Below are 11,918 nucleotides of genomic sequence, written 5' to 3'. Positions count from 1 at the left end.
AGAAAACTCACAGAAAAATAGGCCGTAGCCCTCAAAATTCCCCGCCCTCAGCCGAAATACCCAGCAAGGGGGCAAACTACATGCGAGTGGAACGAACGTCCGGCATCTCGAGCGCTCTGCCGCTGCGAAATCCCGATGCAATCCGCGAGCGGGAGCACCCGTTTCCCTCGCGCCAGGAAGAGACCGCGCACTCGGCTAGCCGGGTACTGGAAGAGATAGCGGCTCAGTTTGATATGCGCGATATGAGCACAGACGAGGCTCTGCACCTGGCAAACCGGCTGATGCAAGAGGAATTGCTCACCGCCACAGGCTATATTTGCCTGACCGGCGTACCAATGAGGCTGGTTCCGGGAGAGGGCTGCCACGCGCTGCGGAGCGGACGCTCCGGCAACCAGCGCTACAACTACATCGATGAGTTTGAGCGCTACGTGGCCTTTGAGCTCACAGAGCAGAATTCCGCCGCAGCCGAACAACTGCAGACGGTGTTGGACCTTCTCTGCTCCCTCGATACTCTGCGGCAAAATGGACCGGTGGATCTCTCCGTCTGAAGCGCAGGGATATCCGCCTGAAGCACAAATGCCCCCGGAAGATTCCGGAGGCATTTTGCGTTTCCTGCGTGGATTCGGCCCGTTCCGCGGATTCTGTCGGTTACGCGACGTTCCGGGGGTGGCGGTCTTGCATTTCCTCCGGCACGCGGCCGTGGAGTTGGTTTAATGCCATGCCTCGCAGATACATCGGAGCGGGAGTAGCAATCGCGACCAGCACCCAGAGCAATAGCGAAACCAGCAGCCCCAGAACAGCGGCGGCCTGCAAGGTCAGCGCGTAATAGTTATCGCGCACCTGGAGGTGCACCAGCGCCCAGTGCTGCAGCGGCTCCACGCGATGAATGTACGCGAGAGCCAGCAGAAACACCGCAATGGACACCGTGCTGAATCCGATGAGGGTGACATCAATCGTTCTGTGGAGTCGTTGACGAGAACGGCACTGGCTGCACTCCGCCAGATGCTGCTCGTAGTCCGTACGCATCTCCGGGCTGATGCCGGAAATGTCATATCTCCAACTTGAAAGTATGTCTCCTACGACTGGATCTGTGCATGTTTTTGTTGACATTGAATTTTTCTACACTCGTTTTCTGATTGCGTAAAAATACCGGCCAGGACTCAACTCACAAAACTCAGGATTTCTGCCGGACTCTTTATTTTAACGCGTCGGCTTACAAAGAGATAGAGTCAAGTGCATCACTTTGCCGGGCGAGCATTAACTGATTACCTAACAGGCCCATCCGGTCCCGCAGGGCCCTTTCGGCCGATACCCTGGCCAGCTCGGGTAAATTATTGCTCTCTGAGAGATGTGCCAGAATGACATACGTTGCGTGTCCGTCATAGATTTTCTCAAGAAAATCCGCAGCCGCATCATTCGAAAGATGCCCCACCCGCGACAGAACCCGCTGCTTCACACTCCAGGGATACGGCCCATCGCGCAGCATCTCGAGATCATGGTTGGATTCGAGCATCAACACGTCGCAATGCCGTAAGTGCATCTGAACATTGGGCGGAATGTACCCCAGGTCCGTCGCAACCGCTACCCGGATCCCCTCTGCGACAAAGACGAACCCGCAAGGATCGGCAGCATCATGAGGGATCGTGAAGGGGGTAACCGCAATATCCCCAATGCAGAAATCCGCCCCCGCAGTGAAGTACTCCACCCCGGGCAAGGCACACGGATCCGGCGCATCGACAATCTCTTCTTCTGCCGCATTCGCCGCCAGTTCCAGCGGCTCTGGTTCCCCGGAGGCCTCCGTCTTCTCTGCTGCCTCGTCCTTCGCCGCGGCATCGGCTTTGCGCTGTGCCAGCCAGTCCGCGTAGGTCACCCGCTTCTGGGGCGTCATCCAGCGCATCCAGGCGCGATGCGTCGCTTCGGTGAAATATACCGGAATCCCCAGCTTCCGTGCCGTAACAGAGACTCCCTGAACGTGGTCCTGGTGCTCGTGGGTGATGAGAATGGCGTCAAGTTGGCGGGGATCCTCACCCGCGGACTGCATACGCTTGAAGAGTTCTCGGCAGCTCAATCCGGCATCCACCAGAATGCGCGTGCGGCTGGAGGAGACAATTGTGCTGTTGCCTTTGGAACCGCTGGCCAGCACTGTCATCCTCACCATATCGATCAGGATACAGCGAATCGCTGTGCAAGAGAGGACACCGTTCGCTGACCGGGACCAATTCCGTTACTAGTCGATTAACAGAGAACAGGTCCTAAGCGCGCGAGCCCCTGGTACGCAAGCCCTAGTAGAGAAAGAAGCCCCGTCCCGACTTGCGGCCCAGCCATCCCGCGTCCACCATGCGCACCAGCAGCGGGCAGGGCCGGTACTTGGAGTCGCCAAAGCCACTGTGCAGCACGCGCATAATGTCCAGGCAAACGTCGAGCCCGATGAAGTCCGCCAGGGTCAGAGGCCCCATTGGATGCGCCATGCCCAGTTTGAAGACTTCATCGATGGCTTCCGGCGTAGCCACGCCCTCCATGACGGCGAACATGGCCTCATTCAGCAGCGGCATCAGCACGCGGTTGGATACGAAGCCCGGTGCATCCTTCACCTCAATGGGCGTCTTGCCCAGTCGCGTAGCCAGGCTCTTGACCACTTCAAATGTGGCCGGAGTGGTAGCCAATCCGCGGATGATCTCGACCAGCTTCATCACAGGGACCGGGTTGAAGAAGTGCATCCCCACCACCTGCCCCGGCCGCTTGGTCTGCGCAGCCAGCCGCGTAATGGAGATGGAGGAGGTATTGGACGCCAGGACCACCTTCTCAGGCAGCATTTCATCCAGTTGCTGGAAGATCTCTGCCTTCGACTCAAAACGCTCCGTAGCCGCCTCGATCACAAAATCGCAGTCGGCAAGCGCTCTTCGATCCAGAGTGCCCTCGATGCGCTTGAGCGCCGCGATCACGTCCGGCTCCGTCACCTTGCCCTTGATCGCCTCCCGCTCCATGTTGCGCTTGATGGTTTCCAGGCCACGCTCCAGGAAGCGCTGCTCCAATTCGCAGATCCGGACCTCATAGCCGCGCTGGGCAAATACGTGAGCGATACCATTGCCCATCGTTCCGGCGCCCACAACTCCGACCAGCAGGATTTCGCTCATCGCACATCCTTCTCCTCAGGATTCGAAGCGCACAAGTGTCGCTGCGACCACGCTATTCTGCGCCTCGCCCAGTGACCCGCACCAGCAGACAGGTGATATTGTCGTGACCACCGTGACGGTTGGCTGATTGAATCAGCCGTTTACATGCCGCCTCCAGATTGCACTCCTTCAGCAAAATTGTCTGTAATTCTTCTGAGCCCAACTCGCGTGTAAGGCCGTCGCTGCATAGCAAAAACAGGTCCCCGGCCACCAGGGATAGCTCCGCGATATCTGAAGAGATGGTTTTCTGGGAGCCGACTGCCCGGGTAATCACATTGCGAAGCGGAGAATGCGCCGCCTCGTCTGCCGTGATCGCCCCGACGCGCACCTGCTCCTCAACCCAGGAGTGATCGAGCGTCATCTGTTCCAGAGCGCCGCCGCGCAATCTGTAGCAGCGGCTGTCACCAACATTTGCCACCCATGCCGAGTTGCCTGAGAGGACCAGGGCAACCAGCGTCGTCCCCATTCCATAAAGACGCGGATCCTTCGCTCCCTTGCAGAAAATCGTGCGATTCGCGGCGGCGATAGCGTCCCGTAAGATCGCCGCGGGGGAGAGCCACGCTTCCTTGTCCCCCCTCCAGCCCTCAAAACTCTTGAGAATCTCGGCGACGGTCATGCTGCTGGCGACTTCTCCGGCTGCCGCTCCACCCATGCCGTCGCAGACCAGGAAGACACCGTCTTCCCGGCTGAGTCCAAATGCATCTTCATTGCCGCGGCGAACCATCCCGGGATGTGTTGCCGCAGCGACCTCGTACAACGGCTGAGCCAATGGGTTCCTTTCCTTTCGAGGACTCAATACCTCGGCCAACCCCACGAAGAAGATACACTCCCCGGCTACCGAAATGCACCCGCAATTGTGGTCCCCGGAAGCCTATGGCCTGGGTATTTCCTGATCCAGCGGAAGCGGCTTGCCGAACTCCGGCGTTCCATCCGGATTCCACGTAAACGGCTGTGCACGCGGTGCGCGATTTCCTCCGCATCCCTGATTGATCCTGGCGTTGGCGTGATACAGAATCCAGTCAGTCTTGCCATCGGCGGACCGGAAGAAGGAGTTGTGTCCGGTGCCAAAGGCTCCAGCCTGCGGATCCTGTCGAAACACCGGCCGGGAAGACTTTTTCCATGACGCTGGATCCATGAGATTACTGCTCGCGCGGGCGGTAAGCATCCCCAGTTCGTAATAGTTGGCCCAGCAGCCGCTGGCGGAGTACACCAGAAAGATCGAGCCGCCATGCTGCAGGACTTCAGGACCTTCGTTCACATCTACGTGCGGCAGATCAATGACCCGATTCTGCGGATCGAGATCGCCAACCTTCTCCCAAGGGTATTCCGGGGTCGAGATGCGGACCCGCCTTCCTTCAATCGTCCAGGGATTCTTCATCTGCGCCAGGTAGATGCTCTGCACTCCATTGGTATCGCCCTCCCATCCCGACCAGACCATGTAGAGCCTGCCTCCATTCTCAAAAACGGAAGCGTCAATGGCCCACTTGTCCGAGGGATCGGCGACCTTGCCTTTGAACTCCCAGGTGCCCTGCAACGGATCGGCGGAGGCATTTTCAATCGCCCAGATGCGATGCGTGTCGTTGCTCCCACCATCAGCAGCGAAGTAGATGTACCACTTCCCTTGAATGCGGTGCAGCTCGGGAGCCCATATCTCCTTCGAATAAGCCCCGCTTGCAGGCGGAGTCCACACCACCTTCTTCTCTGCCGTCGCAAGGTCGGCGACGTTGCGCGTCTTCCAGATCGTCAGATTGTCGCCGGTAGTGTTCATGTAGTAGTAGAAGCCATCTGCATAGGTGACCCAGGGATCCGCACCCGACGGCAGCAAGGGATTATGAAATGTGGTCGAGGTCGCGCCGGCAGCCTGCGCCCGCGCGGATTCACCCAGCGCTGTTTTATTAGGTACCGCTACCCCCGCCAGCATCACCAACGCAAAAAACGTCAGAAGATTCTTCACAAATTTCCTTTCTGCCATCGACCTCGGCCCATCGCCCTGCCAGTTACTTTGGAAGGAAGCTCGCACCAAGAAAAAGGACTCGCCATCAGGCCAGCCCTTTTTCCATCTCCTGTTGTATCTCTTCCTTGTTCGGGGAGTCCTGTATATTTCCCCTCGGAAGAGGCCCTATCACTTATGTGCGGCGCTCGCCAGGCGTGCCTGCGCCTTGTCGATGACGTCGTTCGCATGTTCATACTTCCCGGGATCGTCGCCCGCTTCAGCCCAAAGCTTATAGCCCTCGTCGAGCTTCTGCTGGGCGCGAACGGTATCGATCTCTTCCGGCTTCAAGGCGCTGTCGGCCAGAATCGTGACCCGTTCCGGAAGCACCTCAACGAATCCCCAGGCCACGTTGAAGCGCAGCTCGCCGGCGACTCCGCCATGGAGTGTCACGTCTCCCGCGCCCAGTTCCGCCAGCAACGGAGCATGACCGTAGAGTACTTCCAGATAGCCCGATCTCGCGGGAAGTTCGACCGCATCCGCCATTAAGTCGGCGAGGATGCGTTCCGGCGTTACCAGCCGGACCCTCAGTTGATTGTCTGTATCTGCCATCGCCGCCTCAGGCCGTCGTCTTCATCTTCTCAGCCGCTTCGAGAACCTCTTCGATTGGGCCCTTCATGTAAAAAGCCTGCTCGGGAATGCTGTCGTGCTTGCCTTCGATAATCTCCTTGAAGCTGCGGACCGTGTCATCCACCTTGACGTATCTGCCGGGAGCGCCGGTGAAGACCTCCGCCACATGGAAGGGCTGCGACAGAAACTTCTGCACCTTGCGGGCACGCGATACCGTCACCTTGTCTTCCTCGGAGAGCTCATCGATACCGAGAATCGCAATGATGTCCTGCAGGTCCTTGTAGCGCTGCAGAATACGCTTCACGCCCTGGGCCACTTCGTAATGCTCCTCACCCACGATGCGGGGCGACAGGATTCGTGAAGTGGAGGCCAGCGGATCGACCGCCGGGTAAATTCCCAGCTCCGAGAGCGGGCGGGAGAGCACTGTGGTTGCATCCAGGTGGGCAAACGTCGTGGCAGGAGCCGGATCGGTCAAATCGTCGGCTGGCACATACACCGCCTGCACCGAGGTGACAGAGCCCTTGTTGGTCGACGTAATGCGCTCCTGCAATTCACCCATCTCAGAGGCCAGATTCGGCTGGTATCCGACGGCGGAAGGCATACGGCCGAGCAGCGCCGATACCTCCGAGCCTGCCTGAGTGAAGCGGAAGATGTTGTCGATAAAGAGCAGCGTATCCGCACCTTCCTCATCGCGGAAGTATTCCGCGACCGTCAGGCCGGTGAGCGCCACGCGCAGACGCGCTCCTGGCGGCTCCGTCATCTGGCCATAGATCAGTGCGGCTTTTGACTTCTGCAGATCCTTGAGGTTGATGACGCCAGCTTCCTGGAACTCACGCCAGAGATCGTTGCCTTCGCGGGTGCGCTCGCCGACGCCGGCAAATACCGAGAAACCGCCATGCTTGGTAGCGACGTTGTTGATGAGCTCTTGAATAACAACCGTCTTGCCCACGCCCGCGCCGCCGAAGAGCCCGATCTTGCCGCCCTTCAAAAATGGCTGGATGAGATCGATGACCTTGATGCCGGTCTCGAACATCTCCTCGCGAGTCGACTGCTCTTCGAAGGTCGGCGCCTGGCGATGAATGGGCCGCGTCTCCTTGTTGTCGATGGGACCGAGCTCGTCTACGGGCTCGCCGATCACATTCATGACCCGGCCAAGCGTTGGCTTTCCCACGGGAACGGAAATAGGGCCGCCAAGATCGATGGCCTGCATGCCGCGCACCATGCCGTCGGTTGCTTCCATGGCGACGCAGCGCACGCGCCCTTCGCCCAGATGCTGCTCGACCTCCAGAACCACGTTCACCGGCGTCGGCACCACGAATCCGTCGCTGACCACTCTCAAGGCCTGGTAGATCGGCGGCATCGTCGCCTCAGCGAACTGGACGTCGACCGCTGGACCGGAGACCTGAATCACTTTGCCAATGTTCTGTGCCATAGACTCTTCTTTCTCTTTACAGTGCGGCGGCGCCGCTCACAATTTCGATAATTTCGTTCGTAATCTTTGCCTGGCGCACGCGGTTCATCAGGAGCGTGTAGGAATCGATCATGTCGGATGCGTTATTCGTCGCCGAATCCATCGCCGTCATGCGGGCCGCATGTTCCCCGGCTACCGACTCAAGCATCGCGTGGAACAGCAGCGTCGTGACGTAGCGTGGCAGCAGGCGGCGAAACAACTCCTCTGGTGGCTGCTCATAGATGTAATCCACTGCCGAAGTGCCGAACTTCCTGGCCTCTTCATCCAGCTCCACCGTATCTGGTTGCAGCGTGCTCACGCCTGCGGTGACGGCGGCCTCTCCCACGCGCTCCAGCTCCTCTATCCCCGGCTCCACTGCCGAGGTAACCTGGGACTTGCCGATCTCGATGATCGGCAGAATCTTTTCAATCACCACCCGCTGCGAGAGAACCGACTTGAACTCGTTATAGACCACATACGCAGCATCGATTTCTTCGTGGACATAACGCTCCGCGATACTGCTCCCCAGCTCATCGATATGTTCGAAGACGAGGTTCTGCAATATTCCCGGATGATCTCCAGTAACTTCGACCGGCGCGGTGCGGCTGCGCTTCGGCTTGTCGATGGAGCTTTCGAACTCGTTTTCGTCCAATTCGAGATAGGTAGCAGCGGGAAACCGCTTCCGAACCAGATCCCTACCCTTACGTCCAATCGCCTCAATGTCGATGCCGACGTCCTTGTGATCGTCGAGAAACTGGAAGGCCGCCTTCACGATATTTGCGTTGAACGCTCCAGCGAAACCCTTGTCCCCCGTCACCACCACCAGCAGGACATTCTTCTCGGGGCGCGTCATCAGCAAGGGGTGCCTGCACTCGCCCGAAGTGGGATCGTAGACCTCCGCACGATTCCGCAGCGATTCCAGAACGCTCGCCAGCATCCTCGCATAGGGGCGTCCCGCAATGGCGCGCTCCTGCGCACGGCGCAGCTTTGCCGCGGAGACCATCTTCATGGCCTTGGTGATCTGGCGCGTGCTCTTAACGCTGCGAATGCGCCGCCGTAAATCCAGGACGTTTGCCATGTGTCGTTCGCCTAGCTTCCTTTAGGCCTTCGCTGCCGTTGTCTTCGCGTCCGCGACTTCCGCCAGGAACTGCTCCTTAAATTCCTTCAACGCAGCGTGGATCCGGGTCTTCAGATCGTCGTCCAGAGTCTTCTTGGTGATGATGTCCTGCAGCAAAGCTGTCTGGGCTCCATCCAGGTACCTGTACAGCCCATTCTCAAAATCGCGAATCTGCCCGACCTGAAGATCGTCCAGATAGCCGTTGGTGCCGGCGAAGATCAGGACAATCTGTTTCTCGGTGGGCAATGGCGAAAATTGGGGCTGCTTCAACAGCTCCGTCAGGCGCTGGCCGCGATTCAGCTGATTCTGCGTAACCTTGTCCAGATCGCTGCCGAATTGCGAGAAGGCTGCAAGCTCACGGTATTGCGCCAGGTCCAGCTTCAACGTACCGGCAACCTGCCGCATCGCCTTGATCTGCGCGCTGCCACCGACTCGGCTTACCGACAGGCCCACGTTCACCGCCGGGCGAACCCCGGAATTGAATAGATCCGTCTCCAGATAAATCTGGCCATCGGTAATCGAAATGACGTTGGTCGGAATATAAGCCGAGACGTCACCCGCCTGTGTCTCGATGATGGGAAGCGCCGTCAGCGATCCGCCGCCATGCTCGTCACTCATCTTCGCGGAGCGCTCCAGCAGACGGGAGTGGAGATAGAATACGTCGCCAGGATAGGCTTCGCGGCCTGGCGGGCGGCGCAGCAGCAGCGAAATTTCGCGGTAGGCGACCGCATGCTTGGAAAGATCGTCATAGATGACCAGCGCATGCCGCTTGCTGTCGCGGAAGTATTCACCCATGGCCGTGGCCGCGTAAGGCGCCAGGTACAACATCGGCGAGGGCTCGGAGGCGGACGCCGCAACCACGATGGTGTACTTCAGCGCGTCGTACTCCGCCAGCGTCTGCACAAACTGCGCAATCGAGGAACGCTTCTGGCCAATAGCGCAGTAGACGCAGATCAGGTCGTTCTTGGCGTTGTTGATGATCGTGTCGAGCGCAACCGCAGTCTTGCCGGTCTGGCGGTCGCCGATGATCAGCTCGCGCTGTCCACGGCCAATCGGGATCATGCTGTCGATGGCCTTCAGTCCGGTGGTCATGGGCTCGCGCACTGGCTGACGCGCAATGACGCCGGGAGCGATCCGCTCGACCGGCAACGTCTCCGTGGTTGCGATGGGGCCCTTGTCGTCAATCGGCACGCCAAGCGCATTCACCACGCGGCCAATCATGGCTTCGCCGACCGGCACGCTTAGAATTTTGCCCGTCCGCTTGACCGTGTCGCCTTCGCTGATCTCGGTATAGTCGCCCAATAGCACGGCGCCGACCTCATCCTCTTCGAGGCTCATCGCCAGCCCGGCAATGCCATGCGGAAACTCAATCAACTCGCCCGCCATGACCTTATCCAGACCATGGATACGGGCGATGCCGTCGCCGAGAGAGATTACCGTGCCGACTTCATCGACCTGGATGCGCGAATCGTAGTTTGTAATCTGCTCCCGCAGGAGCTGCGTGATTTCGTCTGCCTTGATCTGAGCCATGCTTCACTTTCCCAACAGAATCTCAATGATTTGAAAATACGTTTTTCAGCCAGCGATGAGCTGCTCTCTTAGCTTCCGCAAGTTGCCGAGCACGGAGCCGTCGTAAACTGTGCTGCCGATCCGCACGACCGCCCCGCCCAGAATCGTCTTGTCTTCTTCAAACTGCGCTTCCACCCGCGCTCCTGCCAGCCGGGCAACATGCTCTTCCAACTCCCGTCGCTCGTCGTCGTCCAGTTTGCGCGCGGTGGTCACATGCGCCTCGGCGATCCCAAGCCGTCGATGCATCTCCCGGCGGAAATCCGCAAAGATCTCGTTGAAGCCACCCAGGCGGTTATGGTTGATGAGCACCGCGAGAAAGTTGCGCACCAGCGGAGAACATCCCATCCGGGTGTTGATCTTGTCCAGAACCGCAACCCTCTCCTTGCTGGCCACGGCCGGATTGTTCAGAACCTCGCGCAGCTCGGTGCTGCCATTCCAGGTCGCAGCAAAATCGTTGAGCTGACGGTCAACATCCTCAGGATCGAGCTTGGCAGCCTCCACCGCTTCAGCAAAGGCACGGGCATAGCGGGAAGCATAGAGTGACATTAGTTTCGGCCTCCCTGATTCTCTTTCCCCAGACTGCGGGCAAAATTCTGCACCAGCATGCGATCCGTCTCGGGGGTAAGGGAGAGCTCGCTGGTCGCCCTCTGCACGGCCAACTCAGCGGCAAAGCGCTTCAGCTCGCGCTGCGCCGCGGAAGCAGCGGCATCAATCTCGTGTCCGGCCGCCTCGACAATTCTCTTCCGCTCCTCTTCGACGGTCGCTTTGATGCGAGCCTCGTCCTTAAGAGACTCCTGCTCCACTTCCTTCCGAATCGCGGCGATCTCTTCATCCAGACGCGAGAGCCGCGCTTCGACTCCCTTCAGCCTTTCGCTGGCCACCTCGGTGGCGCTGCGCGCGTCCACCAACTGCTTCTGGATGGCGGCGTTGCGATTGCGGAAGGCCTTGGGAACGTACTTGAAGATCACGTACAGGACGGAAAAAGCGAGGATTCCGAAGTTGAGAAATTCAAACAACCGCGCTGCCGTCTCGATAGGGAGATGGAAGGCGTTGGCAAGCTTCTGCACTACGGGCGAATGGCGGAAAGCTTCGGTCTCGCTCTCCGAATCGCTGGCCTTCTTCGCTTCAGCCCCAGCCTCCGGGGCGGCGGCCGAATCTTTCGCAGATGCGGGCTGCGCTGCGGGCTCGCTGATTCCAGACTGTGCCGGCGAAGCCGCTGTCGCAGCCTGAGCAAGGGCAACATTACCGGAAAAAATAGAAAGCGAAAAAATCAGCAGAAAACTACAGGTACCGATTCCAGAACTGCGCTTCAACGGGTACTCTCCGCGGGGGCCACATCCGCCACTAAAACGGCCTTCAAAATCTGCCCCGCAAGTTGTTCCACGGAGCCCTCGATTGTCTTACGAGCCGCAGCAACCTCGGTCTCCAGTTGCGCCCTGGCTGCCTGGGTGCGGGTGTGCGCCTGCAGCCGGATATCTTCGAGCGCCTTGTCGCGTTCGTTATTCCACTGCTGAATCCGCTGCTCGCGTGCCCGCAGGATCTCCCCGCGCGCCGCCCGCAGGCTGGACTCATACTCGAGCGTCTTCGCATCCGCCTCGTTGATGGCGTCCTGAGCCCTCTCGATCGCACCTGTCGTCCGGCTGCGGCGCTCTTCCAGCATCCGCATCAAGGGCTTGTGAATCAGATACTCATACGCCACCACAAGAACAAAAAAAAGCAGAATCGTCGGGACAGAGCCGACTATAAGTTCGCCGAGTTGCTGCAGTATTTCATCCATACGGTCACCGTACTGCGGTGGAGAAGTGCTGAGAAATGTTTGCGGAACATCTAGATGTAACAGAGGAAATTTCTCATGTCAAACATGGCCGAAATAGTCGGCGAAGGCCGGCAAAGGCCAACATTCCATTTGACTTGCAGGCGATTTGCGGGTTCATTTTTTTCTGGGGAAATGCTTACTTTCCCGAGAAAAAATAGAAAAAATAAATTCAGCGCCCAGGTTGACGACGGCCTTGATCGCCATCGCCTTTCCACGAATTCCCTGTTCGCAAT

General features: G+C 58.8%; 13 protein-coding genes. 1 reads left to right on the top strand and 12 read right to left on the bottom strand.

The window, feature by feature from the left end; genetic code table 11:
- Nucleotides 1-80 precede the first annotated feature (80 nt).
- On the top strand, nt 81-548 hold the full coding sequence (locus VM554_02095; GenBank protein HVJ07150.1) for a hypothetical protein: 468 nt from the start codon (nt 81-83) through the stop codon (nt 546-548).
- A gap of 100 nt (nt 549-648) precedes the next feature.
- On the opposite strand, the gene VM554_02090 is transcribed toward VM554_02095, so the two are convergent.
- The 12 genes from VM554_02090 to VM554_02035 all read right to left on the bottom strand — a co-directional run bounded on the left by VM554_02090 (nt 649) and on the right by VM554_02035 (nt 11,646).
- Entirely contained in the window at nt 649-1,110 is a 462-nt protein-coding gene (locus tag VM554_02090; protein HVJ07149.1) for a hypothetical protein, read from the bottom strand.
- A gap of 103 nt (nt 1,111-1,213) precedes the next feature.
- Nucleotides 1,214-2,149, bottom strand: a complete 936-nt coding sequence (locus tag VM554_02085; protein HVJ07148.1) for an MBL fold metallo-hydrolase — start codon at nt 2,147-2,149, stop codon at nt 1,214-1,216.
- A 133-nt stretch (nt 2,150-2,282) separates the two neighbouring features.
- The gene (locus tag VM554_02080) at nt 2,283-3,134 is read right to left on the bottom strand and encodes a 3-hydroxybutyryl-CoA dehydrogenase (protein HVJ07147.1); all 852 of its coding nucleotides are present in this window, start codon (nt 3,132-3,134) and stop codon (nt 2,283-2,285) included.
- Between the two features lie 52 nt (nt 3,135-3,186).
- Nucleotides 3,187-3,942, bottom strand: coding sequence for a Stp1/IreP family PP2C-type Ser/Thr phosphatase (locus VM554_02075; protein HVJ07146.1), 756 nt, complete (start codon nt 3,940-3,942; stop codon nt 3,187-3,189).
- A gap of 102 nt (nt 3,943-4,044) precedes the next feature.
- Nucleotides 4,045-5,127 (bottom strand): glycoside hydrolase family 43 protein, encoded by a 1,083-nt coding sequence (locus tag VM554_02070; protein HVJ07145.1) that lies wholly within the window; start codon nt 5,125-5,127, stop codon nt 4,045-4,047.
- Between the two features lie 168 nt (nt 5,128-5,295).
- On the bottom strand, nt 5,296-5,715 hold the full coding sequence (atpC, locus tag VM554_02065) for an ATP synthase F1 subunit epsilon (GenBank protein HVJ07144.1): 420 nt from the start codon (nt 5,713-5,715) through the stop codon (nt 5,296-5,298).
- 7 nt (nt 5,716-5,722) lie between these two features.
- Entirely contained in the window at nt 5,723-7,165 is a 1,443-nt protein-coding gene (gene atpD / locus VM554_02060) for a F0F1 ATP synthase subunit beta (GenBank protein ID HVJ07143.1), read from the bottom strand.
- Between the two features lie 16 nt (nt 7,166-7,181).
- A complete protein-coding gene (locus tag VM554_02055; protein HVJ07142.1) occupies nt 7,182-8,261 on the bottom strand; it encodes a FoF1 ATP synthase subunit gamma in 1,080 nt (359 codons plus the stop codon).
- Nucleotides 8,262-8,282: 21 nt separating this feature from the next.
- Entirely contained in the window at nt 8,283-9,830 is a 1,548-nt protein-coding gene (atpA, locus tag VM554_02050; protein HVJ07141.1) for a F0F1 ATP synthase subunit alpha, read from the bottom strand.
- Between the two features lie 45 nt (nt 9,831-9,875).
- Nucleotides 9,876-10,415 (bottom strand): ATP synthase F1 subunit delta, encoded by a 540-nt coding sequence (gene atpH / locus VM554_02045; protein HVJ07140.1) that lies wholly within the window; start codon nt 10,413-10,415, stop codon nt 9,876-9,878.
- Nucleotides 10,415-11,182, bottom strand: a complete 768-nt coding sequence (locus tag VM554_02040; protein HVJ07139.1) for an ATP synthase F0 subunit B — start codon at nt 11,180-11,182, stop codon at nt 10,415-10,417. The genes atpH and VM554_02040 overlap by 1 nt, the downstream gene beginning before the upstream one ends.
- Nucleotides 11,179-11,646 carry an ATP synthase F0 subunit B gene (locus VM554_02035; GenBank protein ID HVJ07138.1) on the bottom strand — a complete coding sequence of 156 codons (468 nt, stop codon included), beginning with the start codon at nt 11,644-11,646 and terminating at the stop codon, nt 11,179-11,181. The genes VM554_02040 and VM554_02035 overlap by 4 nt, the downstream gene beginning before the upstream one ends.
- Between the last annotated feature and the right edge of the window lie 272 nt (nt 11,647-11,918).

It is taken from the genome of Acidisarcina sp. (genome assembly GCA_035539175.1).
Classification (GTDB): Bacteria; Acidobacteriota; Terriglobia; order Terriglobales; family Acidobacteriaceae; genus JANXZS01.
Note: the sequence above shows the minus strand (reverse complement) of the source record. Positions and strands in the feature narration are given on the sequence as shown.